Annotated in this window: 23 protein-coding genes and 1 pseudogene; 17 read left to right on the top strand and 7 right to left on the bottom strand. The window is 43.3% G+C overall.

Translation table 11 applies throughout. The features are described from left to right. Window positions 1-10 precede the first annotated feature (10 nt). The 5 genes from CHL1_RS12660 (at window position 11) to lgt (ending at window position 3,631) form a co-directional block, all read left to right on the top strand. Entirely contained in the window at window positions 11-460 is a 450-nt protein-coding gene (locus CHL1_RS12660; RefSeq protein ID WP_070370513.1) for an arginine repressor, read from the top strand. A 10-nt stretch (window positions 461-470) separates the two neighbouring features. Further along, the gene (locus CHL1_RS12655) at window positions 471-836 is read left to right on the top strand and encodes an AAA family ATPase (RefSeq protein ID WP_250933250.1); all 366 of its coding nucleotides are present in this window, start codon (window positions 471-473) and stop codon (window positions 834-836) included. Continuing rightward, complete coding sequence (locus CHL1_RS12650; RefSeq protein ID WP_250933248.1) at window positions 836-2,209, top strand: DNA repair protein RecN; 1,374 nt, start codon at window positions 836-838, stop codon at window positions 2,207-2,209. Before CHL1_RS12655 ends, CHL1_RS12650 begins: the two co-directional genes overlap by 1 nt. Window positions 2,210-2,273: 64 nt before the next feature. Beyond that, window positions 2,274-2,843, top strand: coding sequence for a phosphate propanoyltransferase (gene pduL / locus CHL1_RS12645; RefSeq protein WP_070370515.1), 570 nt, complete (start codon window positions 2,274-2,276; stop codon window positions 2,841-2,843). 2 nt (window positions 2,844-2,845) lie between these two features. Next, a complete protein-coding gene (gene lgt / locus CHL1_RS12640; protein ID WP_070370516.1) occupies window positions 2,846-3,631 on the top strand; it encodes a prolipoprotein diacylglyceryl transferase in 786 nt (261 codons plus the stop codon). Window positions 3,632-3,720: 89 nt separating this feature from the next. Here lgt and CHL1_RS12635 read toward each other — a convergent pair whose 3' ends face one another. Further along, on the bottom strand, window positions 3,721-5,247 hold the full coding sequence (locus CHL1_RS12635; RefSeq protein WP_250933246.1) for a YifB family Mg chelatase-like AAA ATPase: 1,527 nt from the start codon (window positions 5,245-5,247) through the stop codon (window positions 3,721-3,723). Between the two features lie 122 nt (window positions 5,248-5,369). Here CHL1_RS12635 and CHL1_RS12630 point away from each other — a divergent pair, with 122 nt between their 5' ends. Continuing rightward, window positions 5,370-6,035 (top strand): DMT family transporter, encoded by a 666-nt coding sequence (locus CHL1_RS12630; protein ID WP_250933245.1) that lies wholly within the window; start codon window positions 5,370-5,372, stop codon window positions 6,033-6,035. Then, a complete protein-coding gene (locus tag CHL1_RS12625; protein WP_250933243.1) occupies window positions 6,026-6,217 on the top strand; it encodes a hypothetical protein in 192 nt (63 codons plus the stop codon). Before CHL1_RS12630 ends, CHL1_RS12625 begins: the two co-directional genes overlap by 10 nt. Before the next feature lie 71 nt (window positions 6,218-6,288). Here CHL1_RS12625 and CHL1_RS12620 read toward each other — a convergent pair whose 3' ends face one another. The 4 genes from CHL1_RS12620 to CHL1_RS12605 form a co-directional block, all read right to left on the bottom strand. Beyond that, complete coding sequence (locus tag CHL1_RS12620; RefSeq protein ID WP_250933241.1) at window positions 6,289-7,467, bottom strand: MFS transporter; 1,179 nt, start codon at window positions 7,465-7,467, stop codon at window positions 6,289-6,291. Window positions 7,468-8,095: 628 nt separating this feature from the next. Next, window positions 8,096-8,758, bottom strand: coding sequence for a TetR/AcrR family transcriptional regulator (locus CHL1_RS12615; protein WP_250933239.1), 663 nt, complete (start codon window positions 8,756-8,758; stop codon window positions 8,096-8,098). Window positions 8,759-8,908: 150 nt separating this feature from the next. Further along, complete coding sequence (argH, locus tag CHL1_RS12610) at window positions 8,909-10,288, bottom strand: argininosuccinate lyase (protein ID WP_250933237.1); 1,380 nt, start codon at window positions 10,286-10,288, stop codon at window positions 8,909-8,911. 22 nt (window positions 10,289-10,310) lie between these two features. Beyond that, a complete protein-coding gene (locus CHL1_RS12605; RefSeq protein ID WP_250933235.1) occupies window positions 10,311-11,513 on the bottom strand; it encodes an argininosuccinate synthase in 1,203 nt (400 codons plus the stop codon). A 380-nt stretch (window positions 11,514-11,893) separates the two neighbouring features. Between CHL1_RS12605 and argC the strand changes: the two genes are divergently transcribed. From argC to CHL1_RS12585, 4 genes and pseudogenes are all read left to right on the top strand, one after another. After that, on the top strand, window positions 11,894-12,934 hold the full coding sequence (argC, locus tag CHL1_RS12600; RefSeq protein WP_250933233.1) for an N-acetyl-gamma-glutamyl-phosphate reductase: 1,041 nt from the start codon (window positions 11,894-11,896) through the stop codon (window positions 12,932-12,934). Window positions 12,935-13,079: 145 nt separating this feature from the next. Beyond that, window positions 13,080-14,303 carry a bifunctional glutamate N-acetyltransferase/amino-acid acetyltransferase ArgJ gene (gene argJ / locus CHL1_RS12595; protein ID WP_250933231.1) on the top strand — a complete coding sequence of 408 codons (1,224 nt, stop codon included), beginning with the start codon at window positions 13,080-13,082 and terminating at the stop codon, window positions 14,301-14,303. Between the two features lie 17 nt (window positions 14,304-14,320). Next, window positions 14,321-15,190: an acetylglutamate kinase gene (argB, locus tag CHL1_RS12590; protein WP_070370525.1), complete on the top strand. Its 870-nt coding sequence runs from the start codon at window positions 14,321-14,323 to the stop codon at window positions 15,188-15,190. A gap of 10 nt (window positions 15,191-15,200) precedes the next feature. After that, window positions 15,201-16,540: pseudogene (locus tag CHL1_RS12585) on the top strand (acetylornithine/succinylornithine family transaminase). Window positions 16,541-16,669: 129 nt separating this feature from the next. Here the strand turns inward: CHL1_RS12585 and CHL1_RS12575 are convergent. Further along, entirely contained in the window at window positions 16,670-18,148 is a 1,479-nt protein-coding gene (locus CHL1_RS12575) for a sensor histidine kinase (RefSeq protein ID WP_250933227.1), read from the bottom strand. Further along, entirely contained in the window at window positions 18,135-18,812 is a 678-nt protein-coding gene (locus CHL1_RS12570; protein WP_250933226.1) for a response regulator transcription factor, read from the bottom strand. The genes CHL1_RS12575 and CHL1_RS12570 overlap by 14 nt, the downstream gene beginning before the upstream one ends. A gap of 225 nt (window positions 18,813-19,037) precedes the next feature. Here CHL1_RS12570 and CHL1_RS12565 point away from each other — a divergent pair, with 225 nt between their 5' ends. The 6 genes from CHL1_RS12565 to CHL1_RS12540 all read left to right on the top strand — a co-directional run bounded on the left by CHL1_RS12565 (window position 19,038) and on the right by CHL1_RS12540 (window position 24,278). Beyond that, window positions 19,038-19,706: a response regulator transcription factor gene (locus tag CHL1_RS12565; protein ID WP_014355748.1), complete on the top strand. Its 669-nt coding sequence runs from the start codon at window positions 19,038-19,040 to the stop codon at window positions 19,704-19,706. A gap of 18 nt (window positions 19,707-19,724) precedes the next feature. Further along, entirely contained in the window at window positions 19,725-21,020 is a 1,296-nt protein-coding gene (locus CHL1_RS12560; RefSeq protein ID WP_250933224.1) for a sensor histidine kinase, read from the top strand. Window positions 21,021-21,175: 155 nt separating this feature from the next. Continuing rightward, a complete protein-coding gene (gene trmL, locus CHL1_RS12555) occupies window positions 21,176-21,640 on the top strand; it encodes a tRNA (uridine(34)/cytosine(34)/5-carboxymethylaminomethyluridine(34)-2'-O)-methyltransferase TrmL (protein ID WP_250933222.1) in 465 nt (154 codons plus the stop codon). A 102-nt stretch (window positions 21,641-21,742) separates the two neighbouring features. Further along, window positions 21,743-22,843, top strand: a complete 1,101-nt coding sequence (locus CHL1_RS12550) for a lysylphosphatidylglycerol synthase transmembrane domain-containing protein (RefSeq protein WP_250933220.1) — start codon at window positions 21,743-21,745, stop codon at window positions 22,841-22,843. A 27-nt stretch (window positions 22,844-22,870) separates the two neighbouring features. After that, the gene (locus CHL1_RS12545; protein WP_228882855.1) at window positions 22,871-23,713 is read left to right on the top strand and encodes a fumarate hydratase; all 843 of its coding nucleotides are present in this window, start codon (window positions 22,871-22,873) and stop codon (window positions 23,711-23,713) included. A 1-nt stretch (window position 23,714) separates the two neighbouring features. Continuing rightward, on the top strand, window positions 23,715-24,278 hold the full coding sequence (locus CHL1_RS12540) for a Fe-S-containing hydro-lyase (protein WP_250933218.1): 564 nt from the start codon (window positions 23,715-23,717) through the stop codon (window positions 24,276-24,278). Window positions 24,279-24,289 lie beyond the last annotated feature (11 nt).

Below are 24,289 nucleotides of genomic sequence, written 5' to 3'. Positions count from 1 at the left end.
AGGGAAAGACATGAAAGTATCGAGACAATTAAAAATTATTGAAATCATTGAAAATAATCTCATCGAAACTCAGGAAGAGTTGGCCCAGGCATTGAAAGATGCCGGGTTTCCGGTAACCCAGGCCACCATCTCCCGAGATATTAAAGAATTGAAGCTGATCAAAGTGAGCAGTCACGATGGTATTCAGCACTATGCCCCATTAAAGGACATTGGTACTATTTATAATGAACGGGTTACGGCAGTTTTTAAGGAGTCGGTGCTTACGATTGACTATGTGGAAAACACCATTGTCCTGAGAACCCTGCCAGCCATGGCCCAGGCAGCGGCTCTGGCCATTGACTCAATGGATTGGAGTGAGATTGTTGGAACCATTGCCGGAGATGATACCATTTTTGTGTTGGTTCGCAATCGGGATATGGTTGGAGAAATTGTCGGTAAATTTAAAAAGTTGATGAAATAGGGAGGGACTGATGCTGAGAAATCTTGTTGTTAACGACTATGCGCTGATTGATCATCTGGTGGTGGATTTTCATCCAGGTCTCAATGTGATCACCGGAGAAACCGGAGCCGGAAAATCCATTGTCATTGACGCTTTGACATTGGTTCTGGGTAACCGCGGTAATAAGACCAACATCCGTCAGGGCAAGGGCAAGATGACGGTACAGGGACTTTTTGATGTCAGTGACCAGCCAGCTCTGATTCAAAAATGCGAAGCATATGGTATCCCCATGGAGGATGGTCAGTTGATTTTAATCCGTGAAATCGATGATCGGGGTCGTAATATTTGCCGCCAATGGTCTGATTATCACCGTCACCCAATTAAAAGCAATCGGTGATGAGCTCATTGATATCCACGGCCAGCATGAACATCAATCCTTGTTCAAAAGGGAGAATCATCGCCAGCTACTGGATGCCTTCGGCGCGACGAAAAAGCCGAAAATATCGGGATCAGATAGCTGCTGCGGCAGGCGAGATTAAACGGATTCACGAGTTGATTGCAGAATTGGAAACAAATGAACGTGAGTTGGAGCGAGAAAAAGAAGCCTTGCAGTTTGAAATCAATGAAATTGAAGCGGCGGCTCTTGTTGTTGGTGAAGATGAAGAACTGGAAGGGGAAAAACGGATTCTGGAAAACCGGGAACGTCTTTTTACACACACCAGCAGAGCCTATGAATTGCTAAGAGGAGAAAACGCCGAGCAGCCCCCGATTCTTGATGCCCTTAGTCTACTGGCGGCAAGTATGACTGAAATTGCCAAAATAGACACAAGTTTTGAGGAACGTCTGGAGACGGTTAATGGCATTTTAAGTGAAACAGAAAATCTTTCGTTTGAAATCCGTTCATATCTCGAAGATATGGAGTACAGCTTGGGTGATTTGGATGAGATTGAAACCCGACTAAGCATCATTGCCAAGTTGAAGCGGAAGTATGGTCATGATATTACCGAAATTCTTTGCTACGCCAGAGAGAGCAGCATTCGTTTAAAAAACCTGTTGAATCGGGATGAAAATCTGCAGAAATATTATCAGGAATTAAGCGGTCTTCAAGATAATTATAATAAGATCAGTAATAATCTCTATCAATTGCGTTTAAAAACAGCCAGTGCGCTGAAAAAGGCTCTTGAGAATGAGTTGGCGGAGTTAGCTATGGAAAAGACTCAGGTTGAGATTTCAGTGGAACATGATCCGGAGCGGGTCAGTGTCCATGGTCAGGATCTGGTGGAGTTTTTAATCTCAGTCAACCCGGGCCAGGCACCCAAACCGCTCGGGAAAGTGGCATCAGGAGGGGAAATATCCCGAATTATGCTGAGTTTAAAAAGTATTTTCGGAAATCTGGATGCCATTGAAACGATGGTGTTTGACGAAATTGATACCGGGATCAGTGGTCGAACTGCCCAGGTGGTAGCCGAAAAAATTCAGGCCCTCAGTGTTACGCCACCCAGAGGCCGACAGATTATTTGCATTACCCATCTGCCCCAGATTGCGGCGATGTCCGACCAGCATTTTATGGTGCAAAAGCTTGCGCAGAATGAGGGGGTAGAGGTACGATTTTTACCCTTGGATGAAAAGGGTAAAAAAGAGGAGCTTTCCCGAATGCTGGGCGGCGCAGAAGTAACCCGAAAAACCTGGGAACATGCCCAGGAAATGCTGGAATTAAGCCAAAAAATAAAAAAATCGAAAAAAAGTAAAGAAGACAAAATATTATCTTAACATTTGATTGGTTATTAGATAGAATAAAGATTGTTAAAAATATATTTATTTAAGGAGATATAAATTGGAAAGAAAAGTACCCATCGGGTTGTCTAACAAACACATTCATGTATCACAGGCAGATTTAGAGGTATTATTTGGTAAAGGCTACCAATTAACACCAATGAAAGATTTATCACAACCAGGTCAATATGCCGCCGAAGAAAAAGTAGATGTGGTTGGACCAAAAGGAACTTTAAAAGGAATTCGTATTTTGGGACCCGTTCGACCAGAAACCCAATTGGAAGTTTCTGTTGGCGATGGTTTCTGTTTAGGTATTCAAGCACCACTTCGTAATTCCGGCGATATTGCAGATACGCCTGGCGTTAAAATTGTCGGACCAGCTGGCGAAGTCGAAATTGCTAAAGGTGCCATCGTTGCAGCCCGACACATTCATATGAGTCCAGAAGAAGGCGCAGCATTTGGCTTGAAAGACAAAGATATTGTTTCGGTAAAATTAGATGGACCTCGAGGTTTGATTTTTGACAATGTCCTGGTACGGGTTCACCCAGAATTTAAATTAGACATGCATCTTGATGTTGAAGAAGGAAATGCTGCCGGAGCTAAAAACGGTCAATTGGCAACAATTCTTTAATTATGATTGCACCAAACCCAATCGCATTTACTGCATTTGGCTTTGATGTCAGGTGGTATGGGGTTTTAATTGCCTCGGCATTACTGATCGGATTGTTCATCGGGATAAAACGGGCACCCAAATATGGGCTTGATCCTGAGATCATTATGGATTTCTTTTTGTATATGACCCCAGCGGTGATCATCGGAGCCCGGCTTTATTATGTCATCTTCAGTTATGACTATTATCTGGCCCATCCGGAAGAAATCATTGCGACCTGGCATGGTGGGTTGGCTATTCATGGCGGCATTATTGCTGGCATCATTGTGGCTATTATCTTGTGTCGGGTTAAAAAGATCAGTTTTTTTGCGCTGGCCGATGTTTTGATACCGGCGCTGCCCTTAGGTCAGGCGATTGGGCGCTGGGGGAATTATTTCAATCAGGAAGCCTATGGTTCGCAAACCGATTTGCCCTGGGCCATTACGGTCAATGATGCTGCTCTGGGAATCATCAGGGTGCACCCGACTTTTCTGTATGAATCGGTCTGGAATCTGCTGGTTTTTGGTTTTATCTTTTTCTATGAAGACAAAATTAAAAAGGTCGACGGCGAATTACTTTTTGTCTATCTTGGCCTGTATTCCATCGGGCGTTTTTTCATTGAAGGCCTGAGAACCGACAGCTTGATGTTTATGGGGCTGAGAACTGCTCAACTGATCAGTTTGGCATTGGTGGCAATAGGCATCGGCGGGCTTTGGTATTTGCGCAAAAATGAAGATCGCTTTGTGAATTCGATGATTAGAAAAAAATAATTTTAGTACTAAGATAAAAAGACTATCAGCGATAAACGGATAGTCTTTTGTCTTTTTTGCACAGCGAGACGCAACATCGATTGCCGACATCAGGACAATCGGTTCATCCCCCGATACTGAATCGCTTCGGATAAATGGTTGACTTGAATGGTTTTGGATCCATCTAAGTCGGCAATGGTACGGGCTAACTTTAAAATCCGATGGTAGCCACGGGCACTGAGTTTCATCTTGGTATAGACATTTTTCATCAGGTTTTCTTCAGCTGGGCCAAGTTTACAGTAAATCTCCATAAGTTTTGGCGTAAGCTGGGCATTATAAAAAATATCCAAATTCTGATAGCGTTGATTTTGTCGTTCACGGGCAGCATCGACCCGTTTTTTGATAACAGAAGAACTTTCACCCTTGGGTTTGGTCTGAAGCTCATCGTAGGTGGTGCTGGGAATCTCCACAAAAATATCCAGTCGATCCAGCAATGGTCCGGATATTTTGCCTTGATAGTTTTTAATCTGCTGGGGCGTGCAAATACATTCATGGGCTGGGTCTGTGAGATAACCGCAGGGACAGGGGTTCATTGAAGTGATCAGGGTAAAGCTGGCCGGAAAAGTCAGCGAGGCGTTGACCCGGGAAATCGTCACCTCCTGATCTTCAATCGGCTGACGCAACACCTCCAGAGCCGATTTTTGGAATTCCGGCAGCTCATCGAGAAAAAGCACCCCCAGGTGGGCCAGTGAAACCTCACCAGGCTTGGGGATTCGGCCACCACCAACCAGTGAAACTTTAGAAATGGTATGGTGGGGAGAGCGAAAAGGACGTTGACTGATGATGGCATTATTTTTCAGGAGTCCGGAAATGCTGTGAATCTTGGTGATCTCAAGCGCTTCGTCCAAGGTGAGATCCGGCAGGATGGAAGGAAAACCTTTAGCCAACATGGTTTTTCCCGACCCTGGAGGTCCGCTCATCAGACAGTTGTGAGCCCCGGCGGCGGCAATTTCTAACCCCCGTTTGGCCAGATCCTGACCCCGGATGTCAGAAAAATCGATGCTATGACAGCTGTTTTCCACATTCAGGAGCGTCTTGCGATTGATCATAAAGGGGTCGATGACGAGTTCCTGTTTTAAAAAGGAAACTGCTTCGTGAAAATCTTTTACGGGATAAACGTTCACATTCTGAACCACCGCTGCTTCATGACGGTTATCAAATGGCACCAGAATGTTGGCAATGCCAGCTTCTTTAGCCGCCAATACCATCGGTAGCACCCCATTAACGCTTCTAATTTCGCCGCTGAGGGATAATTCTCCGATAACCAAAAAGCTCTCGGGATGATCCCAAGTCAGTTGCTCTGAAGCAGTCAGGATGCCCAGAGCAATGGCCAGATCAAAGGCTGGACCTTCTTTTTTCAGATCGGCTGGAGCGAGGTTAACGGTGATTCGTTCCATCGGATATTTGAAACCATTGTTTTTGATGGCCGAAAAAACCCGATCCTTGGATTCTTTGATGCCTGCATCCGGTAGACCGACCAGTGAATATGCGGGCAGACCCCGGGAAATATCAATTTCGACTGTGACAATAACGCCATTAACACCCAGTAATCCGCTACTTTTTATCTGTGATAACATACAAAGTTTACCTCCAACTTATTATGGACATTATACCGGAAATAAACGTAAAAATATAGAGAAATAATTAGATGGTTATGGTATTATGATAAAACAAGTTGAAAAATGAAAAGGAGGTGCCCATGGAAAAAACGACAAAGGGAACCTTATATGTGCTCATTGCCATGATGTTATTCAGCACCGGTGGGTTGTTTATCAAGCTGATCAATGCGAATGCTTTTACGATTACATTTGGACGGGCAATCATAGCGGGTCTTATTTTTTTGCCCATGATTCAATGGAAGAAAATCAAATTTTCGAAATATTATGTTGGTTTGGTGGTCTCCTACTGTTATTTATGCATGATGTTTGTACTAACAACAAAGATTACAACGGCAGCTAATGCCATTATTCTTCAATGTACGGCACCACTATGGCTTTACTTGTTTTACGTGGTCAAAGGGAAAAAAATAACAAAGCGTGATTTGATTCCACGACTGTTTATCTTACTGGGGATCATTCTAATACTAAGTGCGGCTGATGGTGGAAACCCCTGGGGTGATCTGCTGGCTTTAACCAATGGGATTGCCTATGCGGCAGTTCAGTATTTACTGGACAAAGACTATCCCATATCGGATGCTTCAATTGTGGGGTTAAACAACCTATGGTTGAGTTTGATCATTCTGTTAACCATGTCCAGTCAGCTGGACTTCACCGGCATCTCAGTTTATGGTTGGTTGGGCTTGATTTTTCTGGGTGTTTTTCAGATTGGTATTGCTTATCTCTTTTTATCAGGGGGGTGCGCCTGATTTCACCATTGAAAGCCTCGATTCTATCATTGGCCGAACCCATACTCAATCCGATTTTCGTGTTCTTTTTTGTGGGAGAAACCCCGTCATTTCTTTCATTGACCGGTTTTGCGATCATTCTGATGGGAATTGGCCTGACGATGGTTCCCTCAAAAACGCAGCTTAACGAGATTAATGAGTAGCAAAAACTAACGATCAAAAAAACCACAACAGCACAATGCGTTGTGGTTTTTTTAGTTTAAATTCAGATTGATTATTCTGGTTGAGGTGCACTTTGCTGCTTCGGTTTAATAAAGAGAAGAACGATCGCAATGGCAGCAACAGTGATCATTGAAACATAGAAAGGAAATTTAATATTAACCATCATGTCAACGCCCATAACTCCAGCTAAAAGAGCGAAGAAATAAGCCGAACAGAATCCACCGACATTCATGGATGCCATGACAATTCCCGAGGCGGTGGGCATCTGGCTGGGATGGACGGCTGCGCCCAAATTCATGAAGATGCTTGGCATGATAAAACCTAAACCAACACCGGCAACAGTTGTACCAATGTACATAAAGGCAATGGAATTTCCCAGACCAATACTGACCATGGCGACAGCTATTAAAGCAACGCCTAATGGCATGGTATTACTTTTGAAAATACCGAAGACTTTCGCAAAAATTAAACCTCCCAGCATTCCGCCAACTGTGAACATCGTCAAGACGAGGGCAGCATCTCCAGCAGTTCCCATACCACCGGCAGCGATAATTGAAGACATGTTAACCAGCATCGGGTAAATCAGAACCATCAAGAAGAAAATTAAACCGGCAAAAGCAAACACGGCCCCGGGTAATTTGGGCTTTGCTTCGCCAACTGCTTGAACGGGAGCTTTTGCTGGCTCAGGCAGGAACAGAATAATCACTAAGGTTATAATCCCTAATCCGTGAACTAAAAACGCATATTCCCAGGAAATTGTCGCCGCAAAACCACCGAGTAATTGGAAAAGGATTCCTCCTACGTTACCAACGACACCGCTAAGGCCCATCATTTGAGCCCGTACCTCACCATCAAAGAAAGCGATAATCAGTGCGGCTCCCAAAGGCGTAACAATCCCGAGTCCAATACCGAAGATGGCACGAACGATCAGAATCGCTGTAAAGCTGGAGGCGGTCATAAAATAGGGGGCTATACCACCACCGATAAAGAGAATCATACCAATGATTAACAGCGTTTTGTATTTGACAACACCACCAGCAAGACGACCAGAGATCAGGGTGGCCGGAACGGACATTAATACCGCCAGAGTAGAAACAAGCAACAGGGATGTAAATGGAACATCCGGGAAGGCCGCAGCGATACTGGCGATAGCCGGTGTGATGGTACCAACCCCCATTTGGACAAAGAAAACCGATAATACTGCAATTTTTAGGAACGTATTATTTTTCATAATTTCACCTCTTCTAAAAGATATCTCCCTGGAATCAGACCAGGATGTTTAAAGTTTACCCAGCCCCGATTTTCGAGATGGGTATGTAGCCAGTCAGCCGCGAAAAATAACATGATTAGTTAGGATTCAAATGTCATTTAAACGTTTGCTGTTTGGCTTGGTTCACAACGGATAATAGCAAGGGGGTTATAACATGCGTTTTTTAAATCCTCCTTCTTAAATTGGTGTGCGAATCACCCCCAAAAGCACTATTTTCAATCACTGAACCGAAAAATAGTTCGATATAGCTAAGATAGTGGTTCAGTGATCAATAAGTTATACAAGTACAATATTAGTTACGTTTAAGCGTATGATGATAATAGCATGCAAAATCGGGAATGTCCAGCATTATTTACATTAAAAGTGAATAATTACGAAAATATATAGAATTTTACACATTTATAAACGTTTAAAACATGAATTATAAAAATTTTACAGTGATGAGTGGAGCGTTAAAATAGTGTGTTGACGTTATGTAGTTCAAATATTAATTGAAGTTAAAAAAAGCGGGAGAAAGAGTATAAAAAAACAGCGCCATGTTAAGCATGACGCTGTAAGGATACCGGAGAAGCCAGAAAAAATGATACGATCAGACAATGTTAAAATTTTTTTCGATTCGCACGGTAAACATTTTTTCGATTTCGTAGGATTCGCTAATTATCTGTTTGATAAGATTGGGATCAAGACCCATATTGTTCAGCAATAGATGAATACTGGAGTTAATGAAATCTTGAGAAGAACAATCAATAAGCCCGGCATCATAAGCAAGATTAATACCTTGTGTAGCACCGGCGCTGGCGAACGCAATAAAGGCAATCTCAAAGTCGCTGTAGTGAAGGTCGCAGCTTTCAGCCAGATTGCGGTAAAAATCGGTGACCACACTTTGTTCCTTGTAAAGAACATTTTCTCCCAGTAAATCGTAGTAAAATCGACTGAAATTTTTATTGAATCGCATATTGTTGTTCAATACCCGCCACTCAACGGCGGTTTGAAGTAAAAGGGTTGTTTCGAGCCCTAATTTGTAAAGATTTTCGGTAACCTTCGCTTTGATAGTCGACATGAGTTCGTTATATAATTCAATTCCAAGGCCGCCTTTTGAACCATAATAATAATTGATCAGACCAACATTCGCCCCGGATTCCTTGGCAATCTTCAGGCAGGTGGTGCTGGTATAGCCATATTCATAAAATAAGGCTTTAGATGCCTCATAAATCTTTTCCTTGGTTTCTTTACCAACCTTGTATTTTCCCATTTTATACTCTCTATTTCTATATTTTAATTCTGTGTAAAAATGCGTAAGATATAGCTAAAGCATACCATATTTCTTTGTGAAAAACAAGACAAAGGAAGCTAAAAAAACTTTCTTGATTTAATTGCGTGGTTAAGACAGGGCATTTAGCGTTTAATTCTGAACTAACCATTGGTGGTTCAATGCGATGGCTTTGCGAACCTGCTCTTCGGCTGGTCCGCCAATAATATTTCGTTGGTTGACACATACACTTAAATCGATGGCAGAAAAAATGGATTCATCAAAAACCGGTGAGACACTCTGGTATTCTTCCAGGGTTAGTTCATCGAGGCTTTTTTGCTGTTCCAGCGCAAAAAAAACTAATTTGCCAATGATTTCATGTGCATCACGAAAGGCAACCCCGTGTTTAACGAGCCAATCAGCAGCATCGGTGGCGTTGGAAAATCCGCCGGCGGCTGCCTTTTTCATCGTTTCCTTATTAACGGTCAGGGTTTTGATCATTTTGGCAAAAGTGATCAGGCAGATTTTAAGGGTATCATAAGTATCGAATACCGGTTCCTTATCCTCCTGCATGTCCTTATTATAGGCGAGGGGAATCCCCTTCATGGTGGTTAGCAGGCCCATTAGGTTGCCATATACCCGGCCTGTTTTACCCCGCACCAGTTCGGCAATGTCCGGATTTTTTTTCTGAGGCATGATACTACTGCCAGTACTGAAGGCATCATCGAGGGTGATAAAATTAAACTCGCTACTACACCAAAGGATAATTTCTTCCGAAAAACGGCTGAGGTGCATCATCAAAACTGACGCTGCTTCCAGAAAATCTAGACAGAAATCCCGATCCGATACACCATCCAGACTGTTCAGGGAAACTAAGGCAAAATCCAATTCTGTGGCAACGGCGGACCGATCCAGTGGATAGGTAGTGGTTGCCAAAGCACCGGAACCCAGCGGCAAGGTATCTGCCATCGCTTTGACCTGGGTCATTCGGATCATATCCCGCTTAAACATTTCCACATAAGCCATCAGATGATGGGCAAAAGTAATGGGTTGGGCCCGTTGCAGATGCGTATAGCCGGGCATGATAGTGTTGGTATGGTCATCAGCCAGATCGAGCAGGGTCAGAATCAGGTTGCGAATTAGAGACTTGCAGTCATCGGCAATCTCCTTGACATAGAGGCGCATATCGGTCGCCACCTGATCGTTGCGGCTTCGGCCGGTATGGAGTTTTTTGCCGACGTCACCAATTCGTTCAGTCAAAATGGCTTCGACATTCATATGAATATCTTCCATTGATACCGAAAACTCAACGTTTCCGGCTTCGATATCGATAAGAATCGTTTCTAACGTTTTGATGATCAGTTCAGCTTCGTTGGGATCAATAATATTTTGTTTTCCAAGCATTCGGGCATGGGCAATACTTCCAGTGATGTCCTGTTTGTACAGGCGTTGATCAAAGGATATGGACGAGTTGAAATCATCAGTTAAAAGGTCGGTTTTTTTAGAAAACCGACCTCCCCACATTTTTTTCATTATATTCTATTCCCCTTTTTCTTCAGCGGCTGAGTCGCATTAAAGCACGAACCTTAAGCGGTAAGCCAAATAAATGGATAAATCCTTCAGCGTCCTTATGATCATAAAGATCACCAGTGGTAAAGCTGGCAATTTCGGCATTGTAGAGTGAGTATGGTGAGGTCACGCCAATCAGAATAATATTACCCTTATATAATTTTAAACGAACATTTCCAGAAACTGTTTTTTGGGTTTCATCGACGAAGGCTGTTAAGGCTTCCCGAAGCGGGGTAAACCATTCGCCGTTGTAGGCCAGTTCGGCAAATTTAACGGCTGCCTGTTGTTTGAAACCAAAGGTTTGACGATCAAGACACATGTGTTCCAATTCTTCATGAGCTTTGTAAAGGATTGAGCCACCGGGAGTTTCATAAATTCCCCGGGATTTCATCCCCACCACCCGGTTTTCAATGAGATCAACGACACCGATGCTGTGACGGCCGCCAATAATATTGAGTTGTTCAAGCAGTTCCCGGCCCGTCATTTCGGTGCCGTTTAATCGGACGGGAATGCCCTGTTCAAAGTCAAGACTGACAATTTCAGCCTCATCAGGTGCTTCTTCCAATGGGGTAGTCATTTGCAGTAATTTCTTGTATTGTGGTTCCAGGGATGGATCTTCCAGTTCCAGACCTTCGTGGCTCATGTGCAGAATATTTTTATCCCGGCTATAGCTGTTGCTGATCGACATAGGGACCTTGATATCATGCATGACACAATAGTCCATGGCATCTTCCCGGGACTTGATATCCCAAATTCGCCAGGGGGCAATGATTTTTAACTGTGGTGCTAAAGCACCAATGGTCAATTCAAAACGAACCTGGTCATTTCCCTTGCCGGTGGCACCGTGACAGATGGCTTCAGCGCCTTCCAGTTCAGCATATTTTACCAGCACCTTGGCAATCAAAGGACGGGCCAGGGAGGTGCCCAACAAGTATTTTTTTTCATAAATGGCATCAGCTTGAAGCGCGGGCCACACATAATCTTCGACGAATTCATCGGTTACGTCTTCAATATATAATTTGCTGGCTCCTGAAGCCAGAGCTCTTTCCTCGAGACCGTCAAGTTCAGTACCCTGTCCCACATCGACACACACAGCAATAACATCATAGTCATAGGTATTTTTAAGCCATGGGATAATGGTTGTGGTATCCAATCCCCCGGAATAGGCAAGAATTACTTTTTTCTTCAATTTTATATCCTCCTGATAATTATCTCATTGGTATAATCAACTTAATTACATGAATGATTATACAATCATTTTAAGAGAAAAGCAAGTATAAAAAGAAAAGAAATCACATATATTTATAAATATACATAAAAACGCTTGATTATGCATAGAGAAGCGAGTATAATACAGAAATAATAGATGATATATTTAAGAAACTAACAGACAGACTTCACTTATTTTGGTAAAATAAATATTTAAAGAGTTTACTTGGATAGTATAAAAATAGAATACTAAGATTGTAGATAAACCGCATCTCGATTTTTTGTGGGATTGTGTGACCCGGTTTGCCTAAACTCTTACTATTCTTAAGCAAAGACATTTAAGAAAGGAAGTAGAATAAAATGATTAAAGCATCTGTTATCGGAGGAACTGGTTATGCCGGACAGGAACTGATCCGTATTTTAATGCGGCATCCTGAAGTAGAAGTGGTGACAATCGGAACCAGAAGCTTTTCCGGACAAAAATTCAGTGATATCTATGGAAACTTTCAAGGTATTACCGATCTCGTTTGTGAAGCAACCGACATCAAAGAATTGGCAGAGAAGTCGGATGTGGTATTTTTAGCCTTACCCCATGGAATTGCATCCAAAACCGTTACGGCAGAGGTACTCACAAAAACAAAGGTCATCGATCTGGGGGCTGATTTCCGGATTAAAGATATCGATGTATATGAGGATTGGTACCAAACCGAGCATTTTAACCATTCATTACTGAATGATGCAGTTTACGGATTATGTGAATTGCATCGGGAGGAGATTAAAACAGCCCAGCTTATTTCAAATCCCGGCTGTTACACCACCTGCAGCATTTTAAGCCTGGCGCCATTAATCAAAAATAATCTTATTGATATGGGCAGTATTATCGTTGATGCTAAATCGGGGGTAACCGGAGCTGGCCGGGGAACCGTCACTGATTTGATGTATTCCGAATGCAATGAAACCATCAAGGCTTATAAAATCGGTTCCCATCGACATACTCCGGAAATTGAACAGGAATTGCGGCTCTTAAATGGTCAGGATTTTAATATTCTGTTCACCCCCCATCTGGTTCCGATGAACCGGGGAATTCTGGCCTTATCCTATGCTAAATTAACCGCTGACCTGAGTCTGGAAGCGATCAAGGCGATTTACTGTGAATTCTACAACGACGAATATTTTGTCAGAATTCTGGAAAACCGGATGCCGGAAACCCGCTGGGTGAAAGGAACCAATTTTTGTGATATCGGGTTGACCATTGATCCCCGAACCAATCACGTTATTGTCGTGGGAGCCATTGATAATCTGGTTAAAGGGGCCGCCGGGCAGGCGGTACAAAATATGAATATCTGTTTTGGACTGGCCGAAAAAACCGGCATCGACTTTATTGCCGATTTTCCCATTTAAATAAGCAGTGACAAATCAGTTAATAATGGTGTGATATAAGAATATAGAGTCCGCACCGACAACAGATTAGCAGTTGGTCGGTATGACAGTTTGGTGAAAACCTGACGGATCAGAGATGATTCATTAAAATACGAGGAGCAAAGACATGAAACTAATAAAGACAGGCGGAGTGACAACCCCCCTGGGTTTTAAAACCGGGGGAATCAATTGCGGCATTAAAAAGAACGAAAAAAATGATCTGGCGATGATTTTTTCAGAGGTACCCGGGGCAACCAGCATCATGACAACCACCAATGTTGTCAAAGCAGCCCCGATTCTCTGGTGTAACAAAGTCATGAATAATCCCTACAAGCAGGCGGTGGTGATCAACAGTGGCAACGCCAATGCCTGCACTGGACAAAAAGGCGAGGAAGCTGTAGTCGCCACGGCCAACAAGGCGGCGACGGTTTTAGGGGTGCAGCCGGAGGATGTGTTGATTGCCTCAACTGGGGTGATTGGAGTGATTTTACCGGTTGAGAAAATCCTGGCTGGGATTGAGACCCTGGGGCCAAAATTGGGAAACAGCCCAGCAGACGGCGAGATTGCTGCCAATACGATTCTGACCACCGATACGATAAAAAAGACCATCGCCGTCGAGGTGGAAATTGGTGGGAAGTCAGTAAAAATTGGTGGCATGGCCAAGGGCTCGGGGATGATTCATCCCAATATGGCGACGATGCTTTCTTTTGTGACCACCGATGCAAATATTGAACCGGCCCTGCTTGATCAGTTGCTAAAAGAAACCACTGTTGATACTTACAATATGATCTCTGTGGATGGCGACACCAGTACCAATGACATGGTAGCGGTGATTGCCAACGGGATGGCTGGAAATCTGCCCTTGCAGGAAAATACCCCGGATTATGAGATCTTTAGAGAAGCTTTTATATATGTACATAAAACCCTGGCAAAAAAAATCATTCGCGATGGCGAAGGCGCTTCCAAGTTTGTGGAAGTGGAAGTTCGTGGGACAAAAACCAAAGAGGATGCCCGAAAGCTGGCTAAATCGGTTATCACCTCCAGTTTGGTCAAAACAGCTTTATTTGGGGAAGATGCCAATTGGGGTCGGGTGCTTTGTGCCTTGGGCTATTCCGGGGCTGAATTTGATCCCTTGAAGGTTTCCCTGGTTTTTTCCAGTCAGGCTGGGATGATTACCCTCTTAAACGATGGTGCCCCGATTGCCTTTGATGAAGATGAAGCGAAGAAAGTGCTGTCCGAAACAGATATTTATATTGTGGTTGAAATGGAAGAAGGCGATGAAAAAGCTGTGGCCTGGGGATGTGATTTGTCCTACGATTATGTCAAAATCAATGGCGATTACCGAAGTTAAATAGAAAAGAGTAAATAATGGAAAAATATATTGAAAAGGCCAAGATTCTGATCGAAGCTTTGCCCTATATCCAACAGTTCAAAAAGAAAACCATGGTCATTAAATATGGCGGCAGTTTTATGTATGATGAAGCCAGAAAGCAGTCGGTGATGGATGATATTTCACTGATGCGACTGGTGGGCATCCGTTTGATCATTGTTCATGGCGGCGGCAAAGATATTTCCGGAATGCTGAGTGACTTGGAAATCCAGACCGAATTTGTCGAAGGGTTGCGGATTACCAATGAAAAGGTGGTCGAAATTGCCGAAATGGTCTTATCCGGAAAAATCAACAAGGAGATTGTTCAGCTGCTTCAGAACCGTGAGATGAATGCCGTCGGGCTTTCCGGCAAGGACGGCGGGATGATCAAGGTAAAGAAGAAGTTTGTTAATAATCTGGACATCGGTTTTGTCGGGGACATTATCCGGGTCGATAACCGGCTCTTGAATACCCTGTTAAAGGACGATTATCTGCCAGTGATTGCGCCGATTGGCACGGATAAAACCGGCCAGAGCTACAACATCAATGCTGATCATGTAGCGTATGCCATTGCCAAAGCAGTTAAAGCTGAAAAGCTGATTTATCTAACCGATACCGACGGGGTCTACATGGATCCGGACAATCCGGATTCGATTATCCGGCGCCTTTTCGCTGAAAATGTGCCCAAACTGATTGAAGAGGGGATTATTTCCGGCGGGATGATTCCCAAGGTGGAAAACAGTGTCGATGCCCTGAATCAGGGAGTCAATTCGGTTCATATTTTAGACGGCAAGGTGGAACATTCAATGCTACTGGAATTGTTCACGGCTGCCGGGGTCGGAACGATGATTCGTCGTTCCATTATATAAGGAGGACAATATGGATTTAATAACACGAGGAAGTAATGTGATCATGGAAACCTATAAGCGTTTTCCTCTGGTCTTTGATAAGGGTCAGGGCTGTGTTCTGACTGATCATAATGGCAAAGAATATTTGGATTTTGTGGCTGGGATTGCTGTTGATGCCCTGGGTCATTCCCATCCGGGTCTGCTGGCAGCAATGCAGGCACAAATGGAAAAACTGGTTCATATTTCCAATCTTTACTGGTCCAAACCGGGCATTGAACTGGCCGAAATGCTGACCAAGGCCAGTGGCCTGGATAAGGTATTCTTTTGTAACAGCGGGGCAGAAGCCTGTGAAGCAGCCTTAAAACTGTGCCGGGTGTATGGCAAGCTTAAAAAAGACGTGGAAGCAGTGGAAATCATTGCCATGAATCAATCTTTCCATGGCCGAACTTATGCGGCGATTACTGCTACAGGCCAAAAAAAATACCAGGAAAATCTGGAACCGCTGATGCCGGAAATTTATCATGTGCCTTATAACGACATTGAGGCATTGAAGGCGCAGATCAGCCCCAAAACCTGTGGGATTATTTTAGAACCGATTCAGGGCGAAGGGGGAATCTATCCCGCCGATCCGGACTATTTAAAAGAGGTTCGAAAGATCTGTGATGAACAAAACATCGTGCTGATTTTTGACGAGGTGCAAACGGGGATTGGTCGTTCAGGGAAATTGTTTGCTTACCAGCAATATGGTGTTGTACCGGATGTGGTGACGATGGCAAAAGGCTTAGGGGGCGGGGTTCCCATTGGTGGCATCATTGCCAAAGACCATGTGGCCGAAGTCTTTACCCCGGGAACCCATGCATCCACCTTTGGTGGCAATCCTTTTGTGACGGCCACCGCCAAATATGTGATTGAAACCATGACCGCACCGGGATTTTTGAAGCGGTCACGGAAAAAGGGGATTATCTTAAAGCCCAACTGGAAGCCTTAAAAAAAGAGCATCCGTCTATTAAAGAGGTGCGTGGTATGGGACTAATTGTGGGGGTTCAGATTGATGCCGATTTGGGGGCCATCGTTGCCAAAGCGATGGAAAAAGGCTTACTTTTGATTACCGCTGGTAGCAATGCCATTCGTTTTGTACCACCGCTGGTGGTCACAAAAAAGAAATTGATCGGGCCGTGCAGATTTTTTCTGAATGTCTATAAAAAAATGGGACAAGTCGTCCCGTTTAGACTGTCAAAAACGATAATCGGATACAGACAATCGTTACTTCATGTTGTGACCTGGGGGTCAGACCCCACCCATCGGAGCGGATACGGTATTGCCTGTCCGATTCTTCGCGCAGGCAGTCGCCAAGAAAATGCTTACTTGTAGCTAGCAACTGCCTGCGACCAATGCGAAAGAAGCGCAACGGATTTCGCATGGCGTAGCGAACAACCGATTAATAATTGGTCGGTATGGCCGTTTACCGACAAACTCAACGGGGGTGGCCGCCCCGTTATTTTATTGTTTTTTTAGTATAATAGTTGCCGTAGTGCCCTGATTGATTTCGCTGTTTATGATCAGTTTTCCCCGATGAATACTGACAATGCTGTCAATGATCGATAATCCCAGGCCCGAACCGCCAGTGGCCCGGGAACGGTCACTGCTGATGCGGTAAAAACGTTCCTTGATTTTGTCAAGCTCAGCGGCGGGGATTCCACAACCGGTATCGCTGACAATGATTTCATTAGTGGTTTTACTATGGACGCGACAGCTCAGGGTGATGGTTCCACCAGTCGGAGTGTACTTGCGGCTATTATCCAGCAGACCGCGAATCGCCTGGATCAGCAGGCCTTCATTACCCCGGACAAAGGCGTGGTCACAGGATTCCATGATGTATTGGTGATCGGGATCAATCATCTGACACTGATAAAAAATCTTTTCCAAAAGCGTCGAAATATCCAGAATAATAAAATCTTCATCAAAATAATTGTTTTCAATTCGCGTAATCAATAATAAATCTTCGACCATCTTATTCATCCCCTGAATTTCATCCCGAATCGCTTCAATTGATTCATCCCGGAGTTGCGGATCATTTTTGCCCCAATCGGATAAAATATCAATATAGCCCTGAATCACCGTTAGAGGAATCCGCAGTTCATGGGAGGCATCCGAAACAAAACGCTTCTGGTTATTAAAAGCGGATTCCAGTTTTTTGATCATCTGGTTTAAAGACATGATCAGCTGATCCAGCTCATCCTTGTTGCCGGTTTCTTCGATCCGCACATTTAAATTGTTTTCGGTGATATTTTTAGCGGTTTCGGAGATTTCAATCAGCGGTTTCAGGGTTTGCTTGGTACCATAAATGCCGATTAGAATTATGGCAATCAGTCCGAGAATGCTGATGGCGATCATCAGAATAAACAGGGTAGTCATGAATACATAACTATCATTGAGGTTTTTGATAATCTGGAGATAGATAATATCGCCGTCTTCCAGCACATAGTAGGACCCCAGATAATAGTATTCGATCTGGTTGTAGCGCAACGAGTTTACGGTAATGGTTTGATCGTTGTCGTCATTAAAGCTGAACTCGAATAAATGAAAATTATACTTATCGAGGTTTTCAGCAACCAGCAGATCAGTCAGGATTTCGGATGATTGATAGATATTGCCTTGGTTATCCTTGAGTTGATAGGCAATGAGCGAATTATCCTTGACATAGGGATAAAGTTTTTCTGAAATGAATTCCAGTCGTTGGTCAGCTGGTAAGCTGAGTAGGGCGGGCATGTTCTCGTCCAGGGTATTGATGACGTAATTATTAAAGCGGATCATCGTCGCTTTGCTTTCGTTTAAAATAAGTTGCTGGGAGAAAAAGAAAACCATCAAAAACGAAAGCGTTAATACAGCCGTCAAAGCCAGAATAAAAAAGAACACAATGCGATGATATATTTTTAACGGCTTTTTACGACCGGGAATATTTAGCTTATCGAACCACATAGCCCCGCCCCCGAACGGTATGGATCAGTTTTTCATCAAAATCCCGGTCGATTTTGTCCCGCAGATATTTAATATAAACATCAACAATATTATCACCACCGTCATAATCAAAGCCCCAGACCTTGGTGAGGATCTGTTCCCGGGACTGAACCAGATCGTGGTTCAGGACGAGATAATAAAACAGGTCAAATTCGGTTCGGGATAAACTGATTTCCTGGGATTGGCGCTTAACGCTGAAAGCATCCAGATCGATCTCAATATCTTTAAAAATCAAATGGCTATTTGGTGCGGATTCAGGAGCATTTTTTCGAATATTGGCTTTAATTCGGGCCAACAGCTCGTCAAAATTAAAGGGTTTTGTCACATAATCATCGGCGCCAAGGTCAAAACCGGTTACCACATCATTGGTATCGTCTTTGGCGGTCAACAAAATAATTGGCAGGTGATGATTTTGGCTCTTGATATATTTAAGGACATCATAACCAGAGACCTCCGGTAGCATAATGTCAAGTAAAACCAGATCAAAGCCGGGATGTTGATGATAGGCTTCGATCCCTTCCCGGCCAGTAAACGCCTTAACCGTCTCAAAACCGGCATGCTTAAGCTGCAGTTCAATGATCCGGGATATTTTCTTATCATCTTCAATAATCAGTATCTCTTTCATGGGAACCTCCATAACCAATCGATAAATAAAAAGATAAAAGTAGTACCGACAATGACCCTGGAGTTAGACAGGGTTATCATTGATAAATACCAGGTCGGTACGGTTGGTATCGATTATTCTAGAATAATATCATAGATTCTTTGTTTTATATAGCTTTAAGATTTTGGCTCTATAATTAATCTGTTAGCTTATAATCAAAATTCAAAAGGTGGAAGGAGTCGCTTTATGCGTATATTATTTGTAGAAGACGAAAAAAAAATAACCGATGCACTCCAGGAATTATGTAAAATACAAAACATCGATTGTGACATTGCCAACGATGGGGAGGAAGGTCTGTTATTTGCTCTAAACCCTATTTATGATGTCATTGTTTTAGATATTATGTTGCCGATCAAAAGCGGTATTGAAATTTTGCAGCAGATCCGCGACCAGGGCATTAACACCCCGGTTTTGATGCTGACAGCCAAAGGGACCATTGATGACAAAGTCAAAGGCCTGGATTTGGGCGCTGATGATTATCTGATCAAACCATTTTCTGCTAAAGAGCTGTTTGCCCGGATTCGGGCCCTGGGTCGTCGTCCCGATCATGGGATCAAGGGCGAGACGATTGTTTTTGAAGATGTCAGTTTTAATACCAAAAAGAATATTCTGCAAACTGAAAGCAAAGAATTCAAGCTGTCAGTTAAGGAAGCGAAGATTCTGGAAATGCTGTTAAAACGCCCTAATCAGGTGTTTACCCGGGAACAAATCCTGGATCGGGTGTGGGGCTTCGATAAAGAAGTCAATGAAAATAATATTGAAATTTATGTTCATAACCTGCGAAAAAAAATTGTCGATACCCAGGTTAAAATTGATACCATCCGAGGGGTAGGATACACGCTTGGGAAAAAATAGGTTGGAGAGTTAAGGCCCATGTTTAAAGAAATCAAACGCAAGATCACCATGTTTAATACCTTGATTCTGGTTATCTTCATGTTCATGTTTATCTTTCTGCTGGGTTTTTTAGTAAACTGGAGTCTTACGCTTTCCGGAGAAATGTATTTGACTACGGTGGCCAAGGAAATCATTTCAAACAACGGCCAAACTACCGCTCAACCGATCAATTCCGGGGATTCGGTTCATGATAAATTCGGTTATCAATTTATTATGTGGGACAGCAGCCATGTTGTAAAATCGATGAAGGTCGAAGACCGCAATCTGATTATGATGGGCTACGAGCTGGCGATTGAAAAAAAGGACACTCCGCAGTTCAATCTGCTAATCTCAGACAATGTTGAGTATCGGGTTTATACCTTACCCTATTCCAATAATTCCAACGACTATGTGCTCCAGGTCTTTCAGCAAATTTCGACGGAGCGATCGATTATAGCCTATGTCATTTCATTTTTGTTTTTAATTGGCTTAGGATCGATTGCGGTGTTGATTCCCATCAGCTATTTTTTAGCTGGCAAATCCCTGCAGCCGATTAAAGACACCTTTGAGGATCAGAAGAAATTTATTGCCAATGCGTCTCATGAACTGCGAACCCCGCTGACGGTTATTCAAACCAATGTTGAGGTGCTGAAGCTCAAAGAGGATGAACAGATCAAGGATAACATGAAGTGGTTGAACAATATTGCCAGTGAAGGGGAAACGATGGCCAAACTCATTTCGGAGTTATTGCTCTTGGCCCAGGCTGAAAATCAGCGCCTGGCCATCGACAAGGAAGTATTTGACATATCCTCGATGTGTCAGCAAATGGTTGAGCTGATGACCGAACTGGCCAACGAAAAGGAAATTGAACTCAGTGAGAATATTTCGCCTGGGATCCAATACCGGGGCGATGAAGAACGACTCAAACAGGCGGTCCGGATTTTAGTGGATAATGCCATTAAATACACACCAGTCGGTGGAAAGGTTCAATTATGTCTGGTTCAGGGAAAGCGCCACCTGGTGATTGAGGTTAAGGATACTGGAATTGGGCTTACGGACGAAGAGAAGGCTAAAGTCTTCAGCCGTTTTTATCGGGTTGACGATGCCCGAAACCGGGAAACCGGCGGTGTTGGGCTGGGCTTGAATATCGCTGATTATATTGTCAAAAAGCATAATGGCAAAATAAAAATTGACTCCATCCCCAACAAAGGCAGTACCTTTTCAATTGTTTTGCCAAAAAGTAATCAAAAGCCGGATTCAAAGAAAAACACGATTAAAGGGGATACCCTGCAATAAATAATGAATAAAAATGACCAGTAACAAAAGTTCAATTTCTTTGTTGGCATTAGGATCATCCCGGTCTTCCAGGATGAACTTAAAAAAAAGAAAGAAATTGGGCTTTTTTCGATTATAATAAGAGGTATCAATAACTTAAAATGAAAAGGAAGAACATGAATATTTTACTTTATCAACCAGAAATCCCCCAAAATACCGGAAATATTGCCAGAACGTGTGCATTGACAGAGACGAATCTGCATCTGATCAAACCCCTGGGTTTTTCATTGGACGAAAAACATTTAAAGCGGGCCGGCCTGGATTATTGGGAGCTTGTCAATGTCAGCGTCTATGACTCCTTTGATCAGTTTCAGGAAAAGAATCCTGATGCCAAACTGTATATTCTGACCACTAAAGCCACTAAGTTTTACCATCAAATTGAGTATGATCAAAATGCTTTTTTGATGTTCGGAAAGGAAACCGCCGGGATTCCCAGCCAAATCCATGAAGCCCATCCCGATAATCGCTTTCGTATCCCGATGAGAAATCATGAAAAGGCCCGATCATTGAACCTGTCAAATGCTGTCAATATCGTTTTATATGAAGCGCTGCGGCAGCATGATTTTGCGGGTTTGATTTAGGATGCTATTTTCATGAAAATTTCATGAAAATAGCTGAAAATTACATTACTTTACCATAACAGTATGTTATAATTAATTTAATCGAGATCAGGATGGTACACAATGGATCAAACAGGAAGTAAAGAAAAATTCTGGAAATCAAAGTTTTGGAAAAAATACTCGAACTATTTGTTCTTTGTTTTTCTAATCAGTGCAACAGCAATTGTAATCTTAACACAAGTTGATCCCGAAACCTTTTTAAGAACAATTAAACAAGCCAATGTTTATTGTCTCATTTTGGGGATTGGTTGTGTTTTCATCTATTGGATCTTGGAAGCATATATGCTGCTAAAATTGATGCGGCGGGATAATCCCGATGAGAGCTTTCATTTTGCCTGGACAGTGACCATGGTTGGTCAGTATTATAATCTGATCACCCCCAGTGCCACCGGGGGTCAACCCCTGCAGCTCTATGAAATGTCGAAAAAAAATTATGGAATCGGTTCCGGAACAGCGGTGCTGGTGCAAAAATATGCACTGTATCAGGTAACGGTTACCTTTCTGGCCATTATCGCCACCATTTTTAGCATTACAGCCTTGCACCAGAGTCTGGATGCCGCCAAATGGCTGATTGCCATAGGCTTAATCGTAAACATCGCCGGAGTGGTACTGATCTTTATTTTGGCCTTTAATGCCAATGCTGCCAAAGCGATTATGCTTGGCTGTGTGCGTCTTTTACTGACGCTTCACATCATAAAAAATGCCGAAAAATATTTTGAAAAAGTCAATCACTTTATTAAGGAATACCAGATCGCCATTGATGCCTTAAAAAACCATAAACTGCAGACCTTAAAACTATTTGTTGTTTCAATCGTGCAGATCTTGGTATTCTATTCAGTCAACTATTGGGTGTATCGGTCATTGGGTTTGAATGAAACCAATGCGCTGACGATTATTTCCCTGCAAGCGATTCTTTATGTGGCAGTGGCCTTTGTGCCGACCCCAGGAGCCGCTGGCGGGGCAGAAGCAGGTTTTTTATTATTGTTTGGGCCCATTTACGGACCCGGCAATACTGCAGTCGCGATGATTCTCTGGCGTCTGATTACTTTTTATTTCGTTATTCTCTTTGGTGGGATCTATCTTTCGATTCATTCCATCAGAGTTGGCAAAGAGAAGGCAAAGCAAATTGAAGAAGAGTGTGATGATCAAGTTGATAATCTATAGAAAATATTAAACAACAAGGAGATTTCAGTGAGAAAAATTGGAGTTTTGCAGATTATCGATCATGTAGCTGAAATGTGTATTGAAGCCAATACATTTTTATCAGATGATATGATAGAGGGGCTGCGTCGGGCTAGGCAATCAGAAGAATCTGAAAATGGCAGAGAGATTCTGGAAACCATGCTCAGTAATTTTGAAGTTGCAAAAAATAAAAATATCCCCATTTGCCAGGACACTGGCATGGTGGTAATGTTTGTCACGTTCGGTCAGGATCTGATCATCGAGGGTGGCAGTCTTGAAGAAGCCCTCCAGGCTGGCGTCGCCAAAGGTTATGAAGAAGGCTATCTGCGAAAATCCGTGGTTGCCGACCCGTTTATCCGAACAAATACCGGCAATAATACCCCGGCGGTGATCCATTATCAGGTCGTACCTGGTGATGGCTTAAAAATAAAGATTTTACCCAAGGGCTTTGGCAGCGAAAACACCAGTGCTCTGAAGATGCTTAAACCGGCAGATGGGATGGCCGGGGTTAAAGAATTTGTGCTCCAGACCGTGGAGACTGGCAGTCCTAATGCCTGTGCACCAATTGTGGTTGGGGTGGGCGTTGGCGGTACCATGGAAAAAGCGGCGATCATGGCCAAAGAAGCCTTGAGCCGACCCTTGGGTGAACACAATCCGCTGGAACATATCGAAGCGCTGGAAGAATATCTGCTTGAAGCCAGCAACGCTTTGGGAATTGGCCCAATGGGACTTGGGGGAATCAACACGGTACTTGGGGTTAACGTGGAAGTCTTTCCGACCCATATCGCCGGTCTGCCGGTGGCGGTTAATATCACCTGTTACGTTAATCGACATGTGGAAAGGGAATTATAAAATGGCTGTTGTAGAGATCAGAACACCTTTAACTAAAAAGGATCGAAAAAAACTAAAAGCCGGTGACCATGTGCGGATTTCCGGGATCATATATACAGCCCGGGATGCAGCTCACAAGCGGATGACTGAAGCGCTGGAAAAAGGTTTGCCTTTGCCGATGGATTTTACTGATGAAATTATATATTATGTTGGGCCCTGTCCTGCGAAACCCGGAGAGATCATTGGCTCAGCCGGACCAACCACCAGTGGTCGGATGGATACGTATACCCCGGAACTGCTGGATCGTGGATTGGCTGGTATGATCGGCAAAGGAAATCGAAGTGAACGGGTCATCAATAGTATGGTAAGTAATGATGCCGTTTATTTTGCCTGTGTCGGCGGTGCCGGGGCCTTATTGCAGGATTGCATCAAATCAGTCGAAATCATTGCCTATGAGGATCTGGGAACGGAAGCAATTCGAAAAATTGAAGTTAAAGATTTTCCGGCGATTGTCGTGATTGACATCAAAGGAACCAATTTATACGAAACTGAAAGAAAAAAATTCGCAAATAAGCTATGGATTTAGTGGGAGGAAAC

Source organism: Acetobacterium wieringae (genome assembly GCF_023700225.1).
GTDB classification, from domain to species: Bacteria; Bacillota; Clostridia; order Eubacteriales; family Eubacteriaceae; genus Acetobacterium; species Acetobacterium wieringae.
This window is presented reverse-complemented; position numbering and strand designations above follow the sequence as displayed.